General features: G+C 59.9%; 15 protein-coding genes, 1 tRNA gene and 1 other RNA gene. 4 read left to right on the top strand and 13 right to left on the bottom strand.

Annotated elements, in window-relative coordinates; all coding sequences use genetic code 11:
* Position 1: 1 nt before the first annotated feature.
* From HMPREF2928_RS08595 to HMPREF2928_RS08580, 4 genes are all read right to left on the bottom strand, one after another.
* A complete protein-coding gene (locus tag HMPREF2928_RS08595) occupies positions 2-772 on the bottom strand; it encodes a heme ABC transporter ATP-binding protein (protein WP_070688265.1) in 771 nt (256 codons plus the stop codon).
* Positions 769-1,848, bottom strand: a complete 1,080-nt coding sequence (locus HMPREF2928_RS08590; protein ID WP_012904203.1) for a FecCD family ABC transporter permease — start codon at positions 1,846-1,848, stop codon at positions 769-771. Before HMPREF2928_RS08590 ends, HMPREF2928_RS08595 begins: the two co-directional genes overlap by 4 nt.
* Positions 1,848-3,011, bottom strand: coding sequence for a heme/hemin ABC transporter substrate-binding protein (locus HMPREF2928_RS08585; protein WP_070688263.1), 1,164 nt, complete (start codon positions 3,009-3,011; stop codon positions 1,848-1,850). Before HMPREF2928_RS08585 ends, HMPREF2928_RS08590 begins: the two co-directional genes overlap by 1 nt.
* A 184-nt stretch (positions 3,012-3,195) precedes the next feature.
* On the bottom strand, positions 3,196-5,568 hold the full coding sequence (locus HMPREF2928_RS08580; protein ID WP_070688261.1) for an HtaA domain-containing protein: 2,373 nt from the start codon (positions 5,566-5,568) through the stop codon (positions 3,196-3,198).
* A gap of 237 nt (positions 5,569-5,805) precedes the next feature.
* Between HMPREF2928_RS08580 and HMPREF2928_RS08575 the strand changes: the two genes are divergently transcribed.
* Positions 5,806-6,468 carry a biliverdin-producing heme oxygenase gene (locus HMPREF2928_RS08575; protein WP_070688260.1) on the top strand — a complete coding sequence of 221 codons (663 nt, stop codon included), beginning with the start codon at positions 5,806-5,808 and terminating at the stop codon, positions 6,466-6,468.
* A gap of 139 nt (positions 6,469-6,607) precedes the next feature.
* Here HMPREF2928_RS08575 and purL read toward each other — a convergent pair whose 3' ends face one another.
* The 9 genes from purL to HMPREF2928_RS08530 form a co-directional block, all read right to left on the bottom strand.
* Entirely contained in the window at positions 6,608-8,926 is a 2,319-nt protein-coding gene (purL, locus tag HMPREF2928_RS08570; RefSeq protein WP_049338232.1) for a phosphoribosylformylglycinamidine synthase subunit PurL, read from the bottom strand.
* Positions 8,927-8,951: 25 nt separating this feature from the next.
* Positions 8,952-9,764: a phosphoribosylformylglycinamidine synthase subunit PurQ gene (purQ, locus tag HMPREF2928_RS08565; protein WP_005507195.1), complete on the bottom strand. Its 813-nt coding sequence runs from the start codon at positions 9,762-9,764 to the stop codon at positions 8,952-8,954.
* Positions 9,765-9,769: 5 nt separating this feature from the next.
* Positions 9,770-10,021: a phosphoribosylformylglycinamidine synthase subunit PurS gene (gene purS, locus HMPREF2928_RS08560; RefSeq protein WP_005507194.1), complete on the bottom strand. Its 252-nt coding sequence runs from the start codon at positions 10,019-10,021 to the stop codon at positions 9,770-9,772.
* A gap of 239 nt (positions 10,022-10,260) precedes the next feature.
* Positions 10,261-11,214, bottom strand: coding sequence for a 3-methyladenine DNA glycosylase (locus HMPREF2928_RS08555; protein WP_070688258.1), 954 nt, complete (start codon positions 11,212-11,214; stop codon positions 10,261-10,263).
* Positions 11,215-11,266: 52 nt separating this feature from the next.
* Complete coding sequence (locus HMPREF2928_RS08550) at positions 11,267-11,926, bottom strand: PIN domain-containing protein (RefSeq protein WP_070688255.1); 660 nt, start codon at positions 11,924-11,926, stop codon at positions 11,267-11,269.
* Positions 11,920-12,390: a helix-turn-helix domain-containing protein gene (locus HMPREF2928_RS08545; protein WP_070688253.1), complete on the bottom strand. Its 471-nt coding sequence runs from the start codon at positions 12,388-12,390 to the stop codon at positions 11,920-11,922. Before HMPREF2928_RS08545 ends, HMPREF2928_RS08550 begins: the two co-directional genes overlap by 7 nt.
* 227 nt (positions 12,391-12,617) lie before the next feature.
* The gene (locus tag HMPREF2928_RS08540; RefSeq protein ID WP_070505882.1) at positions 12,618-13,913 is read right to left on the bottom strand and encodes an aspartate kinase; all 1,296 of its coding nucleotides are present in this window, start codon (positions 13,911-13,913) and stop codon (positions 12,618-12,620) included.
* Positions 13,914-14,100: 187 nt separating this feature from the next.
* The gene (gene recR, locus HMPREF2928_RS08535; protein WP_070634305.1) at positions 14,101-15,255 is read right to left on the bottom strand and encodes a recombination mediator RecR; all 1,155 of its coding nucleotides are present in this window, start codon (positions 15,253-15,255) and stop codon (positions 14,101-14,103) included.
* Between the two features lie 193 nt (positions 15,256-15,448).
* The gene (locus HMPREF2928_RS08530; protein ID WP_070688252.1) at positions 15,449-18,331 is read right to left on the bottom strand and encodes a DNA polymerase III subunit gamma and tau; all 2,883 of its coding nucleotides are present in this window, start codon (positions 18,329-18,331) and stop codon (positions 15,449-15,451) included.
* Between the two features lie 228 nt (positions 18,332-18,559).
* Between HMPREF2928_RS08530 and ffs the strand changes: the two genes are divergently transcribed.
* The 3 genes from ffs (at position 18,560) to HMPREF2928_RS08515 (ending at position 19,386) form a co-directional block, all read left to right on the top strand.
* An RNA gene (ffs, locus tag HMPREF2928_RS08525) (signal recognition particle sRNA small type) lies at positions 18,560-18,656 on the top strand.
* 199 nt (positions 18,657-18,855) lie between these two features.
* Positions 18,856-18,944 (top strand) — tRNA-Ser (locus HMPREF2928_RS08520).
* A gap of 118 nt (positions 18,945-19,062) precedes the next feature.
* The gene (locus tag HMPREF2928_RS08515) at positions 19,063-19,386 is read left to right on the top strand and encodes a type II toxin-antitoxin system VapB family antitoxin (RefSeq protein WP_005507186.1); all 324 of its coding nucleotides are present in this window, start codon (positions 19,063-19,065) and stop codon (positions 19,384-19,386) included.
* The last annotated feature ends 105 nt before the right edge of the window (positions 19,387-19,491 follow it).

Raw genomic sequence — 19,491 nt, 5'->3', positions numbered from 1 at the left:
CTCAGCGTTCTGGCAGAATCAACAAACGATTCGTCACCGGATGCCTCAACACCTCAATCGGATGCTGATACACCTCAGACAACAACTCCGCCGAACACACCTGCTCAGGGGTGCCCGAAGCAACCACCTCACCACCACGCAACAACACCATACGGTCAGAATACGCAGCCGCCACATCCAAGTCATGAAGCACCGTCAACACCGCAGCACCCTCAGCAGCCAACTCACGGCTCACCCGCAACGTCTGCTCCTGATGCGTAATATCCAATGCCGCAGTCGGCTCATCCAAAAGAATCAGCGGAGTCTGCTGAGCAAACACACGCGCCAAATGAGCACGACCACTTTCGCCACCGGACAGAGTCGTAATATCACGATCCGACAAGTGAGTCACCGACGTACGCTCCATCATCGAAGCAACCACGGCGTCATCCTCTTCAGCGCGCTCCGTACCCTTCCACGGGGTGCGGCCCATCTGAACCACCTCATGCACCGTGTACGAAAACGCCACATTCAACTTCTGCAGCAGCATCGCACGCTGACGCGCCATCTGACGGGCAGGAATCGAACCCAAAGGGGTGCCATCCAGTAGAATCTCACCGCCACTGGGCGCAATATCACCAGCAATCACACCCAACAGAGTCGACTTACCGGCACCATTAGGGCCAATCAGCGACACAACCTCGCCCGCAGCAACAGACAGAGACACATCATTCAAAATCTGACGCCCACCAGCGTTAAAACACACACCGGACAGGCTCAACAACTCACTCACGAAGCACCTCCACCCTGACCCAGGGAACGGCGCAACAACACGAAGAACGTCGGGCCGCCCACCAAAGCCGTAAAAATACCAATCGGCAAATCAGCAAAAGGCACCAGCGTACGCGCACCCAAATCAGACAGCGCAATCAACAGCGCGCCACCCAATGCCGAAGCCGGCAACAACACACGATTCGACGGACCCAAAATCATGCGCAACAGGTGAGGAATAATCAGGCCAATAAACGCAATAATGCCCGCATACGCCACCGCAGCACCCGTCAACAAAGCCGTCGCCGCAATAGACACCGCACGCAGACGCTCCACGTTCACGCCCGAATGCTGTGCCGCACGCTCACCCAACGCCAGAACATCCAGCGAAGAAGCCATCACAAAACACGCCACCAAGCCGATCAGAATAACCGGCCACACGCTCGCCACAGCCTTCCACGTGGAACCGTTCAGCGAACCCATCTGCCAGAACACAATCTGATCGCGGCTCGTCGTATCAGCAATAAACATGAGGAACGCAATAATTGCATTCGCCACCGCAGTTACCGCAATACCCGTCAAAATCATCGACAGGACCTTCGCACGACCCGAAGAACGCGACAGGAAATACACCAGCGCAGTAGCCGCCAACGCACCCACAAACGCGAATGCAGGAGTCGTGAAAATACCGAAGAACTGCAGGTTCAACACAATCGACAAACACGCGCCAACTGCCGCACCCGAGGAAACACCAATCACGCCCGGCTCAGCCAACGGGTTACCAAACACCGACTGCATCACCGCACCGGAAGTACCCAAAGCGGCACCCACCAGCACACCCAACAGCACACGCGGGAAACGGATATTCCACAGAGTGCTATCCGCCAGCTGCATCGCCGGGTTCTCCGGTGCAAGACCCAGACGGCGGCCCACAGAAGCAACCACCTGATCAATCGGGATATTGTACTGGCCCAAACCCGCAGACAGCACCATCACAACGCACAGTGCCACCGCCAAAAACGTAAACGTCAGACCGGCACGACGCCGACGTGAAGCACGATAATCCCGCGCACCCGCCGCACTTTTCACGGCAGCCACTACTGGCCCCCCGCAGGAGTCGAGTACGCAGCCTTAGCGAGCGAGAGCAATACTGCCGGAGTATTCGGGCCATAGGACAGAATCTGGCCGTCACCCATATCGATAATGCGCTTATTCTTACCGGCAGTCGTCTCACCCACACCCGGGCGAGCCAAGAAACCATCCAAACCGCCGGTGGACTTAATGCCGCCGCTCATGGTCAGAATGACGTCCGGGTTCAGCTTCACCAGCGCCTCACTGGTCGCCGGAATAATATTCGTCGCGTTCTGCTCAGACGCCACATCCTTGCCGCCAATAGCCTGAATCAAATCGTCAGCGCCCGAACCCTTGCCGAGCACAAAGAACACGCCAGCGGTACCGCGCACGTACAGGAATGCGAACGACACCTGCTGTGCACCCTTCGGGGCGACGTCCTTGAGCACCTGCAGGACATAATCCAGGTCCTTCTGCACGCGGGCAGCAACCTGCTCGCCCGCCTCCGGGACACCCAGCGCCTGCGCAACAGCCTTGAGCTGCGGAATGATCTTATCCATACGACGCTCATGATCGAAGACCACCACGGTCACACCCGCAGCGCGCAGCTGATCCACAATCTCAATCGGGCCGTTGCTCTTATCCCACAGCACCAGGTCCGGGGAGGTCGCCAGAATCGCCTCAGCGTTCAGGTCATGACCGTTCTGGGTCACCAGCGGCAGATGAGCCAGCGACTGCTCAGTCGAGGAGGTGACACGACCGACCAGGCGACCGCCCAGACCCAGCGCAATCATCTGCTGAGCCAGAGTGCCGTACAGGTCCAGCGCCAGCACACGGTCAGCGGACTTAACGGTCACCTCGGTGCCGTTGAAGTCCTTGAACGTCACGGGGAAAGCCGGAGTGGGGGTATCGACCATCGGCTGAATTTCGGGGGTATCTGCGGCGCTATTGGGGCCACGCAGAGCCTTCTGATCAGGGGCAATAGAAGAACGCAGCTGATCGGCAAGGTTCTCCAAAACGGTGCGGGTGCTCTGCTCATCCACCACAGCCTGCGAAGTGCTTGAAGAAGCGGCCGGGTTCTGAGTACCCACACCGCAAGAGCTCAGCAGAAAAGCGGAAGTGATGGAGAACGCTGCATACTTCACTGCATCGCGGCGGTTCAGGACAGAAGAAGAAAGGGAAGAAAACATCGTCGTCTCGCAGAAAAAAAGGAAGCTAGAAAAACTGGGGTAGGCGCCGGGGTAAAACCTGGCACCTGAAGCGGGGGTGCAGTGAAAATCTGCACCCCCGCACGGACCGTGTCGGCTCACCGGTGAACCTCATGGTTGAGTCTCACGGGCGAGCCGACAGCGTGGGCATCCTCGTGAGGTGCCGTTATGCCTTCTTGCGGCGGCGAGTGTACACGACGGTACCCGCACCGGCTGCAACAGCGATGAAGCCTGCAACCAGGGTGCCCTCAACACCGGAGGCGCCGGTGGAAGCCAGAGGCTTGCCGGTGACCGGGTCGCAACCCTCACCCTCGTAGACGGTCTCGGACACGGTCTTGGTGGTGGTCTTCGCGCCGTTAATCGCCGCGGAGAAGCTCAGCGGAGCCATGTCCTTACCGGCGTCGTAGAAGCCAGCGAACGCCTTCGCACCCTCAGCGGTCAGGGTGGTTGCTGCACCGTTGACGCTCACAGCGTCAGCGGAGCTCTGCAGACCCGAAAGATCCACCTTCAGCAGTGCCACCTCACCGTAGTTAGTTGCCTTGCCGGAGGGGTCATTGCTGTTCATGGTCGCGTAGAGAGTGCCGGAATTGCCGTTAATCTCAAGGCGCGGGTTCGCAATGGTGGTGTCCAGAATGCCGTGGTGACCGGTGAAACGAACCGAACCACTGAAGGAGATGGAACCCTTACCGCCCTTGAAGGTGCCGGTGCCGTTAGACCAGTTGAACGCATCCGAAGAGTAGGAGGTGCCGTTCAGCTCCCAGCTACCGTTCGCGATGCCACCGCGCACGTAGTTGCGGAAGGAGTCACGCACGCCCCAGCCAAGGTTTGCGCTCTTAATGGTGCCGTCGGATGCGCCCTGCTCCTGCACCTCGCGGGTGCGGGTGACGGGTACGCAGACCGGCTGTGCCGGGTTGTTGCTGACAGAACCGTTCGAGGAGGAACCGCCGTTAGAGACGCTGCCGGAGGTGCCTGCCGAACCATTAGAACCGGAGCCGTTAGCGCCGGAGTTATCGGAGGAGTTCGAGGAGCCGTTATCGGAAGAGCCGTTCTCAGAACCCTTGTTATCGGAGGACTTGTTTTCAGAGATGCGGGGAACCTCAACGGTGTTCTCCGCGGTCTGCTCGCTGAGCTTTACGGAGAAGCTCAGCGGTGCCATGGCGTTGTCGGCACCGCGGTACTGGCCGGCGAAGAGCACGTCAGAACCTTCAGCGGTGAGCGCGACTGCTGCGTTCTGCGCCGAGAAAACGCCGTCCTTCACGCTCGCGCCGGAGAGGTCCACCTCGGCGATAGCCAGGCCGGTCTTGGAAACGGACTTGCCGTCGCGGGTCAGCGCGTCAACGTCAGCGACCAGGGTGCCCTTGCCGTTGACGACGACCAGGCGCATGTTCTTGATGGTGCTCTTGAGCTGACCATTGTGGCCGGTGAACTCTGCGGTGCCCGCGAAGTTGATCTGACCGGTCTTGGTCTCGGGGTTGTACACGCCGGATGCCTGAGTGTACTTGAAGCCGCCAGCTGCGGTCTTCTCCATGCCCTCAACGTTCACGGAGCCGTGCGCGAAGCCGGTCAGGTACTTCAGGAAGGACTCGCGGATATCCCAGCTGAGGGTGCCTGACTCGACGACGTTGCCGGTGACTTTTTCTTCACGCTTGGGCTCGGTGGTTGCGGCGGGGGAGGAGGGGGCCGCGGAGGTGGGGGCTACGCTCGGCGCTGCAGAAGTGGGCTCGGCGGGCTTGGGTGCCTCGCTGGTCGGTGCGGAGGAAGGCTCGCTGCTCGGCGCAGCAGTCGGCTCTGCGGTCGGCGCAGCAGTCGGCTCGGCGCTGGGTTTAGTGCTGGGCTCAGGGCTCGGCGCGGGTGCTTCCTTGGTCACGATGGTTGCGGAGAAGCCGAGTGCATCCAGCTCCTGACCCGCCTTGTAGAAGCCCGCGAAGGCGCCGGTTGCCTCTTCGGAAAGCTTGACGCGGGTGCCGTTTTCCTCGTCAACGCTGGGCAGGGTGATGGTGTTACCCTCAACCTTCAGGCCGGAGGCGTTGAAAGTGCCGAGGGTCATGTTCTTGGTTTCGACTAGGTCGTTCGGGGTGGTGTTGCCGTTGTAGGGGCGCGACTGAACGTTGGCGCGCACGGTGCCCACGCCGTCCTTAATGGTGACGGAGAGGTCGGAGATGATGACTTCCAGCAGACCGTGGTGTGCGGTGTAGTGAATCGAGGAGCCGGTGAAGGTGACCGAGTATTCGCCGTTGGCTACGGTGCCTTCGGCGGAGGTGAAGTGGTAGGAGCCGTCTTCGTTGGTGGTGACGCCGGTCAGTTCCTGGGAGCCCTGGGAGAAGGCACCGTTGATGTAGGAGCGGAAGGACTTCTTCAGGCCCCAGTTGACGGTGACGTCCTGCAGGCTCTGCTCTGAGGCTGCGGTTACCTCACCGGCGCTGATGTGGGAGTTGGTTTCAGCTGCGAAGGCTGCGGGTACGCCGGCGACGCCGCTGAGGCCGATGGTTGCTGAAGCCAAGAACGCCCAAGTGCGCTTGGTGAGAGAGGGGGTAGACATTCGGTGTCTCCTTGAATTTTGTGATTGTGGTGTTCGTATCAAGTCTAGCCCTATTAGCCTATGTTTGTGTAACTTAATGCCTAGGGTGACTTGTTCATAAGGTTTACCTTAGCAAATTTTTTATGAGAACTATTGCCAAAACCGGTTTTTGGTGACAATATGTCATTAACAGGTTTTGGTGACATGGTGTCACTAAAACATTTATTGTTCACCCACAAGCCACTTTAGGAACTCACCATGACTATTACCGCCCCCGCAACCACCCAGGAACGCTTCTCCGCACGCCTGAAGGAAAGCACCAAGCACGTCCACGACAACGCCGAACACTCCACCTTCATGGAAGACCTCATGGGCGGCTCCCTCAACACCGAGGCATACCTGCGCCTCATCAACCAGTACGTGCACATCTACGAAGCACTCGAGGCAGTCTCCGAACACTACCGCGCAGAAACCAGCCCCATCACCGAACCCTTCACCCACCCCGGCCTCGACCGCGCAGAATACATCCGTGCAGACATCCGCGCACTCGGCCAGGACGGCGACATCGACGCGCCCCTGCCCGCAACCGCAGAATACGTAGAGCGTATCCGCGCCACCATCAACTCCCCCGAACGCTACCTCGCACACCACTACCTGCGCTACCTCGGCGACCTCTCCGGCGGCCAGGCAGTCGCAGCGCTCGTCACCCGCCACTACGGCATCCCCGCAGAAGCACTGAGCATGTACCGCTTCACCGAACTGCCCAAGCCCAAGGTCTTCAAGGACGGCTACCGCGAACTGCTCGACAACGCACCCCTGACCGACGAACAGCGCGAAGCCCTCATCGAAGAATGCATCGAAGGCTTCCGCATCAACGCCTCCCTGTTCGCACAGCTGGGCCGCAAGGTCGCCGAGGTATAAACCCAGAACGCGCATAAACAGAACGCCTCAACGCACAACCTCTCACCGCTCAACGCACAAGCCAGCGGGCATAACAAAAGGGGCGGATGCTTTCACAAGCATCCGCCCCTTTCGGCGTTAGTCTCAAACTAGTCGAAGACTAGCCCTTCGCAACCTCACCGAAGTAAGAAGCGAGAGTACCCTCGTGAGCTGCACGCAGCTCATCCAGGTCAATGGAAACCTCATCCTGGAAGTCCAGAGCGTTCGACGCAGCATCCACCACACCAATACGTGCGAAGGGGAACTGGCGAGCGGTGCACATATCCTTGAAGCGCACCTCCTCAGAACGCGGAACCGAAACCACAACGCGGCCCAGGGACTCCGAGAACAGCAGGGTGAACAGGTCCACGCCGTCACGCTCAGCAACCTCACCCAGACCAATGCGGGCACCGGTGTTGAAACGCAGGCAAGCCTCCGACAGGGCCGCAGCCAGACCACCAGCAGACACGTCGTGTGCGGCATCAATCATGCCGTCACGAGACATGTTCACCAGCATGTCACCCAGCTGACGCTCCAGAGCCAGATCAACCTTCGGCGGCTGACCGCCCAGGTGGCCCTTGAAACGAGCCCACTCGGAGCCGTCCAGCTCATCGCGAGTGGTACCCAGCAGGTAGATTGCCTGACCGTCATGCTCAGGAGCCCAACCCGAAGGGGTACGGCGGGTGACGTCATCCATCACGCCCATCATCGCTACCACGGGGGTCGGGTTAATAGCCTTGCCACCGGTCTGGTTGTACAGGGACACGTTACCGCCGGTCACCGGAACACCCAGCTCCATGCAGCCATCAGCCAGACCGCGAACAGCCTCAGCGAACTGCCACATGACGTCCGGGTCCTCGGGAGAACCGAAGTTCAGGCAGTCAGACACCGCCACGGGGCGTGCACCAACGGTCGCAACGTTACGGTACGCCTCAGCCAAGGACGCGCGAGCACCCTCGTACGGATCCAGATAGGTGAAACGCGGGGAGGCGTCGGTCGCCAGAGCAACACCGAGGTTGGTGTTCTCGTCCACGCGCACCACGCCGCCGTCGTCCGGCATGGACAGGGCGGTGTTGCCCTGAACGTAGCGGTCGTACTGGTTGGTGATCCAGGACTTGGAGCACATGTTCGGGGACGCCATGAACGCCTTGATTGCCTCGCCCAGCTCCTTACCGCGCGGGCGGGAATCGTCGGCAGCCGAACCGGTGAAGTGGTTAGCCTGAACGTCATCCTGCCACTCGGGACGTGCGTAGGGACGCTCGTAGGTCGGGCCGTCGTGCGCGACGGTGCGGGGGTCAACATCCACGATGACCTCGCCGTCCCACTCGATGACCAGGCGGCCAGAGTTGGTGACCTCACCGAGGAAGGAGTACTCCACGCCCCACTTGTTCATGATCGCTTCGAAGCGCTCCACGTTCTCGGGGGAGACAACAGCCATCATGCGTTCCTGAGACTCAGACATCAGAATCTCGCCCGGGGTCAGGGTGGGGTCACGCAGCAGAACCTTGGTCAGGTCGACGTGCATGCCGCCCTCACCGTTAGAAGCCAGCTCGCTGGTTGCGCAGGAAATACCCGCAGCACCCAGGTCCTGAATACCCTCAACCACGGAGCCCTTGAACAGCTCCAGGCAGCACTCAATCAGAACCTTCTCAGCGAAGGGGTCGCCCACCTGAACGGCAGGACGCTTCGAGGGCTTGGTGTCATCGAAAGACTCGGACGCCAGCACCGACGCACCGCCGATACCGTCGCCACCGGTGCGTGCACCGAACAGAACAACCTTGTTGCCCACGCCCGATGCGTTCGCCAGGCGGATGTCCTCGTGGCGCATAATGCCCACAGCCAGTGCGTTGACCAGCGGGTTTGCCTGGTAGCAGGAATCGAACTCAACCTCGCCGCCGATGTTCGGCAGGCCCAGGGAGTTACCGTAACCACCAATACCGGCAACCACGCCGCCAATAACGCGGGCGGTGTCCGGGTGATCAATCGCGCCGAAACGCAGCGGATCCATCACAGCAATCGGGCGTGCACCCATGGAAATAATGTCACGCACAATACCGCCCACACCGGTCGCAGCACCCTGGTAGGGCTCCACGTACGAGGGGTGGTTGTGGGACTCAATCTTGAAGGTAACAGCCCAGCCGTCACCAATATCGGTCACACCGGCGTTCTCACCGATACCGACCATCAGGTCCTTCTTCATCTCATCGGTGACCTTCGCACCGAACTGCTTCAGATGAACCTTAGAAGACTTGTAGGAGCAGTGCTCGGACCACATGACCGAGTACATTGCCAGCTCAGCCGCGGTAGGACGGCGACCAAGAATCTCCTTAATGTCCTCGAACTCGTTCTCCTTCAGACCCAGTTCAGCCCAGGGGAGTTCGGTGTCCGGGGTTGCCGCCGCGTGCTCGACGGTGTCGAGGTTAAACTGCTTTTCGCTCATAACTTCTTAGAATCCTTGTCGTGCGTTAGCGGGCGTTAATCAGGTTGGCAAGAACGGAGGTGAACACGCCGAGACCATCGGCGCCACCGCGCAGAGAAACCTCACCAAAACCGGAAGAGGAAGGACCGAAGCCGGGCTCCACAGCGTGCTCCGGGTGCGGCATCAGACCGACCACGTTACCGCGCTCATTGCTGATACCAGCAATGTCATTACGGGAACCATTCGGGTTGAAACCAACGTAGCGGAACACCACGCGACCCTCAGCCTCCAGCGCCTCCAGAGTCTTCGGGTCAGCAACATACTGACCGTCCTGGTTCTTCAGAGGGACAACAATCTCCTGGCCAGCAGCGTAATCGCTCGTCCAGGAGGTGGAGTTATTCTCAATGCGCAGAACCTGGTCACGGCAAATGAACTTGCGGTGATCGTTCTTAATCATCGAACCGGGCAGCAGGTGAGACTCAGTCAGAATCTGGAAACCATTGCAAATACCCAGAACAGGCAGGGGAGCGGAACCGGAGGTACCAGCAGCGTTAGCGGCATCAATCACCGAACGCATCACGGGAGCCTTCGCAGCAATAGCGCCAGCACGCAGGTAGTCACCGTAGGAGAAACCGCCAGGAATAATGACGGCATCAACGTTCTTCAAATCAGCGTCGTCGTGCCACAGCTCAACGACGGTACCGCCAGCCAGACGGACAGCACGCGCAGCGTCACGGTCATCCAGGGTGCCGGGGAAAGTCACCACGCCAACGCGTGCGTCAGCGAAAGCGGGGTTCGGGGAGTAGCTAGAGAAGTCGCCAACCAGGGGGACTTCAGTGGGTGCGAGGGACTCTGCCATAGGTATTAGTCCTCCAGAACCGAAACGTTCACAACGTCTTCGATGACGGGGTTCGAGAGCAACTCTTCAGCAGCCTTGCGGGCAGCCGCGAGGTGCTCCTCGGTTGCCTCACCCTCGACGGTCAGCTCGAAGCGCTTACCCTGGCGAACATCAACGAAGGAATCAACGCCGATACGGGGCAGCTCGTGAGAAATAGCCTTACCCTGCGGGTCAAGAATTTCGGGCTTGAGCATAACATCAACAACAATACGGGCCATGTGTGGGCACTCCTTGGGTGCGTGGGTTCTGTATGAGCCGTATCTCATTCTACCCCAGTACAGCGGAAAGTGAGGTGACGAGACCACCAATTACCAAATAGAGAGCCCCAAGTCACCCTTTTCTCACGCGCTGGGCACCAAACCCACAGGCCACAGCGCCAAAAACGTAACTGGTCCGCGCCACCAGCCAGCTACTCACCGCATGGTCTACTCGCCGCCCAGCCTACTCACTACTCAGCCTACTCACTGCTCAGCGGCGGCAGGTAGCGCTCGCACACCTGCAACAGGCGCTCACGCAGCTCAATCGAATGCTCCGACAGCTCACGCTGAATCCGCACGTATTCGGCCTTACCCTCGGCCGTCTCCACCGGAATCGGTTCGTACCCCCAGCTGCGAATATCGTAGGGGGCTGCGCGCATATCCAGTTCGCGCGCATCCCACGCCAGATCGAAACAATCCATGACCAGGGCCGAATCAACCAGCGGCAGCAGCTTATACGCCCACTTGTACACGTCCATATTCGCGTGCAGGCACGCGGGCTGTTCCAGAAAACGCTGGGATTCGCGGGTCGGTTGCAGCTCGTTCATCGGTGCCGCCTGCGGCATGAAGAAACGGAACGCATCAAAGTGCGAGCAGCGGATGCGGTGCTCCTCCACCACGCGGTCCGTACCCTCCGCGCCCAGGCGCAGTTCCAGGTAGCCGTGGCGGATGTTGTTCTCCACTGACTTGTACGCCATCGCCCACTCATGCATGCCGAAGCAACCAAACTGCCCCTTCTTCGCGGCGGTGTTGCGCAGGATCTCGTGGGTGAAGGCGAGGGCGGTAGCGCGGCGCTCCACAAAATCGGTGACGTCCACCGTGACGGCGGAGGCGGCATCCGCCTGGGCACGCGCCACCTGCGGGGCGCAGCCAGCGTCAAGGAGTTCCTGCTCGGTTGCGGGCCGGTAGAAACGCCATGAGGCGCGCTCGGGTGCATCCAGCAGAATGACGCCGGCGCCGGGGTGCCAGCGCTTGAACTGGCCGGGCTTGAGCGTGTAGTAGGTGAAGAGGAAGTCTTCCACGGGGTGCACTTCGTGGCGGGCGCGACGCTGCGCAAACGGGTCGGCGTATCGGCCGGCACGCGCCTCATGCGCCGCCTCTGCGGCACGCCAATGGCGGGCATCCATCACCTGGGAAAAAACAACACTACTCATGCTTCTAGCCTAAACGATGCCGCGACGAGGTAGCGGACGTAGCAATGTCTATCTATTTATTAGAAGACCGGGCTTTAAACTCACGTTCAAAATCGACAAACTGTGGGCTATTAATCACCACTGTCCGAAGATATCGGGCAAATTGACCCGCCCCTGCTCGTTCAAGTGCGCGAGGAATATCAATCTCCGTGAACCCCTTAGAGCGAGCGTAGGATTCCTGGAAAAGATAGACCTCCGCAAATAAGGAGGGATGAGCGTATTCGGTGAGCTGCATCAGAAAATCATCCGCGCTGAGCGTCTCATAATTTTGAATATTCTGAGCTTCTTCCGTGGAAGCATAATCGAGCAGTTTGCGGTCATCAGTGACTAATGCGTGCATGCCGCCGTGTTGGGTGGCAGCATGCACATGAAGATCGTTTATATCGGGAAAGCCAGCAACTGGTTCAACAGGGAAACCTGCGATTAGGGACTTGCAGGATGTCAGGATTTGTTGTTTCCATTTCTCAATTTTTGCATCATGAATCATTGGGTCCTTTCGGCGTGTGTGGTATCCAAACTCATCCATGATTCGGGTGGATACGTATGGAGCGAAAAATCTGTAGTCACTCTCCTTTGTCAAAAGGAGAATCCAATCGCGAAGAGTCTTAGACATCAGAATGTTCGTATCCAGTAGGACAGATTCAGCATCTGATAATGTGCTCTCTTTTACCACGCAGGTCCTCCGATAATGTCGTTGAGATTGTTCTCTTCCTCAAATTTCCAAAGATCTTTGAGAGCTTGTTCCTTCTGCGCGATAGTCTTCTCCAAAAGGGTCTTGCGGAAAGCGTCAGCGTCCTCAGTACGGATACGGAAGTGGCTACCCACCTTATGCGCCGGAAGGTCACCAGAACGAATAGCCTTCATAAGCGTGGGGCGGGAAATACCGATACGCTGAGCCGCAACGGTCGTCGTCAAATCGTGAGGGACAACCTGAACGTCAATACTCTGACCCTGCGCTAGGGCATGGAGAACGTGCTGAATGACCTGGTTAAGGGCATCACCAAGTTGCTGGCTTTCTCGACCTGAAACAGTCAGCTCAATGGTGGTTTCTGCAGAGTTCTTGAGAATCTCCCGCGCCTCTGCGCGAGCCTGGTTGAGGGTATCTTCCTCCAGAGGGGCGGTTAGGGTGGTGGTCATCATCTTCTCCTTGGGGTTGGGTGAATAAGCGCCTGAAGACACCACGTCGATGGGGCGTATGTCATTCGGGGGAGGCTCATCCACGGTTGACACAACCTTACCCCTATCTGAAATAACTGTAAAGTGTTTCAGTTATTTCACCTATACATCGACAAAAGGGAGGGGCGGCGCCGGACCAAACCAGCACCGCCCCTCCCGAAGCGTACAGCTCACAAACGAGCTAAACTCTAGCGGCCAGTACCACCGTAAACAGTAGCCTCACCCTCAGCATCCAGACCGAACGCAGTGTGCACCGCGCGAACAGCCTCATCCAGCTTGCTCAGCTCAGTAATCACCGAAATACGGATCTCAGAGGTCGAAATCATGTCGATGTTTACGCCCGCCGAGGACAGAGCCTCGAAGAAGGTGAACGAAACGCCGGGGTTGGTCTTCATGCCCGCGCCAACCAGCGACAGCTTACCCACAGACTCGTTGTAAATAACCTCCTGGAAACCCAACTCAGCCTGCGCAGCCTTCAGCGCCTTCAGCGCAGCGTCGCCCTGAGCCTGATCCAGAGTGAAGGAAATGTCGGTCACGTTCGGGCGGTCGGTGGGAACGTTCTGAACAATCATGTCCAGGTTTACCTTCGCCTCGTTAATCAGGCCGAACACCTTAGCGGCCGAACCGGGAACGTCCGGAACGCCAACAACGGTAATCTTTGCGCGGGTGCGATCGTGCGCGACACCGGAAATCAGGGGCTGCTCCAAGGGAATCTCCTTCAGATGAATGGGGGTCAGTTCCGCGGACTCCTCCGGAACCACGATAGTGCCTTCAAGGTCCGAGAACGAAGAACGCACGTGAAGCTTCAAGTTAAAGCGACGAGCATACTCGACGCTACGCAGGTGCAGAATCTTTGCACCGTTCGCCGCCATCTCCAGCATCTCCTCGCTGGTGATGGTATCCAGCTTGTGCGCGGTCGGCACGATGCGCGGGTCGGCGGTGAACACGCCGTCCACGTCCGAGTAAATCTCGCACACATCGGCGTTCAGCGCGGCGGCCAGCGCAACGGCGGTCGTATCGGAGCCGCCGCGGCCCAGGGTCGTAATGTCGCCGCTCTGACGGTTCATGCCCTGGAAACCGGCCACAATCGCGATATTTCCGGCCTCGACGGACTCACGGATGCGATCGGGGCGAACCTCCACGAGGCGCGCCGAACCGTGCACGCCGTCGGTAATCATGCCAGCCTGCGAACCGGTGAAGGACTGCGCCTTAGCGCCCAGGTCGTTAATGGCCATCGACAGGACGGCGGTCGAAATGCGTTCACCGGCGGTCAGCAGCATGTCCAGCTCACGCGAGGGAACGACATTGCTGGTGACCTCTGCGGCAAGGTCGAGCAACTCATCGGTGGTGTCACCCATAGCGGACACCACGACGACCACATCGTTACCTGCCTTCTGAGTGTCCACGACGCGGCGGGCAACGCGCTTTACACCCTCCGCATCAGCTACGGAGGAACCGCCGAACTTTTGGACGATCAGGCTCATTGATATCTCCAGGTCAGTTACTTGTGTGCTACCGGCAGGCGCCGGCTCCTCATTTATAGTAAACGGCGTTCAGCGCAAGCGGCGAACTGTGCACCCGTATGTATTGCCCCGTGAAATATTACGTAGTATTACGCGGTGGTGACGCGGGGCGCGGAAGCGGGTACAGCACGCCCGCGGAGGCTAGTTTTTAGGTCCACGGGTTCACATACGTGACACCCGGTAGCGGCGGAACATCCGGCTTCGGGGTGCGCAACGGGGCGTTCTGAATAGTGCGGATCTTCTCCTCATAATCGGGGGTGCGGAACACCTCCGGCGCATCTTCCGCCTGCTCGGCTACGGGTGCTTCAGCCGGTTCGGAGGTGGCGCTCGCAGGAGCCTCCTCGCCGGAGTCTTCGCCCAGGTCGGGGGCGGGTTTTACAGTGGGTTCTGCGTCTGCAGATTCGGCAGCAGAATCCATACCAGAACCAGCGGGGGATTCCTTGTTGCTGGATTCCTCAGCCTCCTGCAGAACCTGCTCAATCAGCTGCTCATCCACCGTGCCCTGCACACCCTCAGTGGCGGGCGCCTCCGTGCGGGAACCTGCAGAATCCTCAGAATCCAGGTCATCAAACATGCTCGAAGTCCAGCGGCGACGACTCTGCTTCGCCTCCTGAGCCTGAACCTGAGCCGCCTGCTCACGCTCCTGTTCCTCCTCACGGTTCACGCGCTCAAAATCCTCGGCGGCAGTATGCGCCACCGCTGTGCCCTCGCTAATGACGCGGCGGCCCTCCAACGCGCGGCCCAGGGTAATCTCGTCCGCGTACTCCAGATCGCCACCGACCGGAAGACCCGATGCCAGGCGCGATAGACGCACACCCAGCGGCACGAGCATACGCGAGAGGTAGGTTGCGGTCGCCTCACCCTCAAGGTTCGGGTCCATCGCCAGAATAATCTCCTGGATACGCTCATCCGCCAGGCGGGACACTAGCTCACGAATACGCAGCTGCTCCGGGCCCACACCCGCCAGCGGGTTAATGGCGCCGCCGAGCACATGGTAGCGGCCGGTAAAGGAACGGGTACGCTCAATCGCCACCACGTCCTTCGACTCCTCGACCACACACAGCACGGACGGGTCGCGGCGCTCATCACGACAGATCGTGCACAGCTTCGTCTCGGAGACGTTACCGCACTCCTCGCAGAAGCTGACGCTGGTCTTCACCGTGGAAATGGCGTTGGCTAGGCGCGCCATATCGGCAGCATCCGCATTCAGAATGTGAAAAGCGATGCGCTGAGCCGACTTGGGACCCACGCCCGGCAGGCGGCCGAGCTCGTCAATGAGGTTTTGAACTGCTCCCTCGTACATGGCTTCTCCTTCAGATGCGGTGCGTTGTGCTGGTGTGTTGTGCTGGTGCGTTGGTGCGCTTGTTCTTGGGCGACGTTATGAGTATGCACCCAACCCCTGACAGTTTAGGGGGCGTTTCGCGTAGCGAGTATGCGGCTGGAATGAGTGCGCCCGCCATCGGTGCGATGGCGGGCGCGGCACCTACAACCCCGGATTAGGGCTGGTGCAGGGGGCGTTCGTCAATGACGGTGCCACCAATAATTTTTTCGATAGCGCGCAGACCGATGAAGGTGCTATTTTCGACCTTCTCGTCATCCTCAGAGACGTAGTCCTCATCGGATGCGGCGCGTGCCGGGCGAGCCGGTGCCGCCGGTGCGTTAGGAGTCGGCGCGTTAGGAGTCGGTGTGGCAGGTGCGTTAGAAGCCTGCGCTGCGGGCTTCTCATCGCTTGCCGGAGCGTTATCAGCCGCAGCCGCCTGCGGTGCCTCCGCCAACGGACCTGCCGGCGCGAGGGGTCCCGCCGGTGCAACCGGAGTAACGAGGGGACCAGCAGGCTCAACCGGAGTAGCGAGCGGGCCTGCCGGTGCTACAGGCGCAGTCGGCATTGCGGGTGCAGCGGGTGCCTCAACCGGTTCAGCGTAGGCAGGCTCATCCTCAAAAGGGGGCTCCTCCTCATACGGAGGTTCCTCTACGTGAGGGGGCTCCTGCGAGAACGGAGGCTCTTGCGCGTACTGGGGTTCCTGTGCTTGCTGGGGTTCAGGAGCGCTCTCCTGCTGCGGAACTCCGCTACCGGATGCGGCAAAGGAATCACGCTCACCAAAACCACCCGCCGGAGCAGTCGGAACCTGCTGAGCTGCCGGAACCTGCGGAGCAACCGGAGGTTCAGGCGCAAGCGGGCCAGCCGGGGCTTCCTGAACCGGTGCCTGCACTGCCGCCTGGACAGCCTGCTGAGGTGCCTCCTCGGGGGCGCTCTGCGGAATCGGGGCAACCTCCCACGCACCCAGGGGCGCATCCACGCTCGTAGACTCGGGGGTGTTTGCGCCGGTCAGCGGCTGACCGTGGCGACGCCACGCATCCTCACCGCCGCGCGGACCATCAGCCAGAGGCGCCGGCTGAGCGGGCTGCGGGGGAGTCTGCTGAACGGGCTGCTGAGGCACCTGCGGGGCAACAGTCGCAGGAACTGCAGGCTGCGCTGTGGGCGCACTGGGCGCTGCGGGCTGAGCAGCAGGCTGAGCTGCGGGCTTGACCTGCTCACCGGGCTTCGCCACCTGAGCGTGAATGGTCACCTGACGGCGCAGAAACTCACTCACGCGGGCGGTCAGCTCGGGCACAAAGCCCTTGACCGCGCGCAAAGTCGCAATGTCGGCGCTCACGTACAGGGTTGCGCCGTCCATGCGGGCGGGGCGAACCTTCATCAGCTGCTCCGCCGCACCGGGAACGCTCATTCGGTTAAGAATGGCGCGCCAATTACCCTGAACCGCCGCCAGGGGATCGTTCGGGTCAAGCTTCAGAGGCGCGGAGGGGGCACCCGCCGCAGCGGCATCAGCTACAGAAGAAGCGGGGGTATCCGGTGTCGCCGGGGCGTTACCCGCTAGGGGAGCACCAGCCGCAGGTGCGGACTCCTGCGCGGTCGGTGCCAGAGGTGCAGCACTAAGGGGCGCACCTGCCAGCGGGGGAGCACCCGCGCTAGCCTGCTGAGAGCCGCCCCGCTGAGGGGCTACCTGCTGCGCGGGCTGAGCTGCCTCCTGAACCGGGGCGCTAGGAGCCTGTGCACTAGGTACCTGAGCTTCAGTAACCGGAGTCTTAGGTGCCTGGGTCTTAGGCATTAGACCAGCCGCCGCCATACCCGCCGCACGAGCCGCAGACATGCCGCCCTGCGCCGGAGCAGAACCAGCGGAACCCGAGGAACCAGCAGCACCAGAAGCCACGCGACGCTCCAAAACCTGCAGGCGAGAAGCCAACGCCGCAACCTCAGCGCCACCGGCAGAACCCTCCACCGCAGGCAGAAGCAGACGAGCACACAGCAACTCCAACTGAAGCTGCGGATTCGCCGCACCCGTCATACCATTCAGAGTCTCATTCGCCGTACCCGCAGCAACCGTCAGCTCACGCTCACCCAGAGCCTGAGCCTGCTGAGCCAAACGCTCCAACTGATCCTGCGGAACACCCTGCAAAATCTGGCCGGCAGCCTGCGGAACAGCCTTCACCACAATCAAATCACGCAGACGCTCCAGCAGATCCTCCACAAAACGGCGAGGATCCTGACCGGTAGCCACCACACGAGACACCGCACCAAAGAGAGTCGGCGCATCCTTCGCACCCAACGCCTCAATGACCTCATCCAGAAGCTGCGCGTGGGTATAACCCAGTAGCGCCACCGCACGGTCATACTCAATACCGTTCTGCGACGATGCACCAGCCATCAGCTGATCAAGAATCGACAGCGAATCACGCACCGAACCGCCGCCAGCACGAATCACCAGCTGCAGCACGCCAGGCTCAACGGCCACCTGCTCCTGATCGCACAGACCCTGCAGGAACGGCAGAAGAACCTCCGGCGGAACCAGACGGAACGGGTAATGGTGAGTACGCGAACGAATCGTACCCAACACCTTATTCGGCTCAGTCGTCGCGAAGATAAACTTCACGTGCTCCGGCGGCTCCTCCACAATCTTCAGCAGCGCATTGAAACCCTCACGGGTCACCATATGCGCCTCATCAATAATGAAGATCTTGTAACGGTCACGCACCGGCGCCAAAGTAGCGCGCTCACGCAAATCACGGGCATGATCCACACCGCCGTGGCTCGCCGCATCCATCTCAATCACGTCAAGAGAACCGCCACCATCACGCGAGAGCTCACGGCACGAATCGCATACACCACACGGAGTAGGAGTCGGACCCTGCGCACAGTTCAAACAACGCGCCAAAATACGCGCCGACGTGGTCTTACCGCAACCACGCGGACCCGAAAACAGGTACGCGTGATTCACACGGTTCTTCTCCAAGGCGACCATAAGAGGTTCGGTCACGTGCTCCTGCCCGATAACCTCAGCAAAGGTTTCGGGGCGATAACGACGATAAAGGGCAGTGCTCACGGCAACCTCTTCAACTCGGGGGTGCGGATAGGACAATCCCTACCATTTTAGACGCTTTACTCTCGGCCCGAGTGGCCGACAGTCACCGGTGAACACGCCACCGCACCACCGCCACCGCGACACCTACTATGGACACTCACCCGGGCGCTCACCCGGGCGGCATGTACGCCCACAGAAATACCGCGAACACACCGAATTCCCAAGAACCCAAAAATCCGGTACACTGGTTCTTGCCTCTTACGTGGCGTTATCTTGGAAAACTCCCCCAGGACCGGAAGGTAGCAAGGGTATTCGAGCTATGGCGGGGGCGTAGGAGGTTTTTTCATGCCCAAAAACGGGTACCTGGATAGTTCACACCCGTCATATGCACTGCGTGCCCGCTCCGCTGGCGCTCCGCCCAAAAACAGGGGCACAAGCATCCATAAATGTGCTTTCTGTTACTTTTCCCATTCAGGGCTTGCGTGCTTAGCAAAAGCGTAGTAAGGTTTTATTTGTTGCCTACGCAATGCGTAGAAAACATAGCTGGAGGATTCGCCTAGCGGCCTATGGCGCACGCCTGGAACGCGTGTTGGGTTAACAGCCCTCGGGGGTTCAAATCCCCCATCCTCCGCCACCGATCCCCGGTCTTAGATTCTAAGACCGGGGATTTTTTATACCCCTTGGTACTATTTCTTCAGAACCCCACGGTTACACGTGCCGCCGAGGCGCCCCATACCTGAGAAAGCACCACCATGATTTTCAAAAAAGTAGGCGATAGTCGCCCCTACCCCCAGCACGGCATGACCCATGCCGACTGGGGAGGAATCCCGCCGCAGCAGGTACGCCTCGACACCCTCATCACCACCCAAAAAACCCTCAACCTCGAGACCCTACTCGCCGAAGACTCCACCTTCTACGGCGACCTCTTCCCTCACGTCGTCAAATGGGGAGGCGAACTCTACCTCGAAGACGGCGTGCACCGCGCACTGCGTAACGCCCTGCACCGCCGCGCCGTCATGTATGCGCGCGTACTGGACCTGGACTCCATCTCCCCGGCGCTGCTGCCCGGCGCGTAAAAACCTACTCGCGTAAAAACCTAACCGCGTAAACGCCTACCCGAATACAGAAAATGCCGCGGACCGATGCAAAGAAGCATCAGGTCCGCGGCATTTTTGTGACGT

This window comes from Rothia sp. HMSC072B04 (genome assembly GCF_001813725.1).
In the GTDB taxonomy this organism is placed as follows: domain Bacteria; phylum Actinomycetota; class Actinomycetes; order Actinomycetales; family Micrococcaceae; genus Rothia; species Rothia mucilaginosa.
This window is presented reverse-complemented; position numbering and strand designations above follow the sequence as displayed.

What these genes read in the sequence shown, in the direction of transcription:
- recR (WP_070634305.1), bottom strand. Translation starts at nt 15,255, where the DNA reads ATGTACGAGGGAGCAGTTCAAAACCTCATTGACGAGCTCGGCCGCCTG.
- purL (WP_049338232.1), bottom strand. Translation starts at nt 8,926, where the DNA reads ATGAGCGAAAAGCAGTTTAACCTCGACACCGTCGAGCACGCGGCGGCA.
- purS (WP_005507194.1), bottom strand. Translation starts at nt 10,021, where the DNA reads ATGGCCCGTATTGTTGTTGATGTTATGCTCAAGCCCGAAATTCTTGAC.
- HMPREF2928_RS08545 (WP_070688253.1), bottom strand. Translation starts at nt 12,390, where the DNA reads ATGACCACCACCCTAACCGCCCCTCTGGAGGAAGATACCCTCAACCAG.
- HMPREF2928_RS08585 (WP_070688263.1), bottom strand. Translation starts at nt 3,011, where the DNA reads ATGTTTTCTTCCCTTTCTTCTTCTGTCCTGAACCGCCGCGATGCAGTG.
- HMPREF2928_RS08575 (WP_070688260.1), top strand. Translation starts at nt 5,806, where the DNA reads ATGACTATTACCGCCCCCGCAACCACCCAGGAACGCTTCTCCGCACGC.
- HMPREF2928_RS08580 (WP_070688261.1), bottom strand. Translation starts at nt 5,568, where the DNA reads ATGTCTACCCCCTCTCTCACCAAGCGCACTTGGGCGTTCTTGGCTTCA.
- purQ (WP_005507195.1), bottom strand. Translation starts at nt 9,764, where the DNA reads ATGGCAGAGTCCCTCGCACCCACTGAAGTCCCCCTGGTTGGCGACTTC.
- HMPREF2928_RS08540 (WP_070505882.1), bottom strand. Translation starts at nt 13,913, where the DNA reads ATGAGCCTGATCGTCCAAAAGTTCGGCGGTTCCTCCGTAGCTGATGCG.
- HMPREF2928_RS08555 (WP_070688258.1), bottom strand. Translation starts at nt 11,214, where the DNA reads ATGAGTAGTGTTGTTTTTTCCCAGGTGATGGATGCCCGCCATTGGCGT.
- HMPREF2928_RS08515 (WP_005507186.1), top strand. Translation starts at nt 19,063, where the DNA reads ATGATTTTCAAAAAAGTAGGCGATAGTCGCCCCTACCCCCAGCACGGC.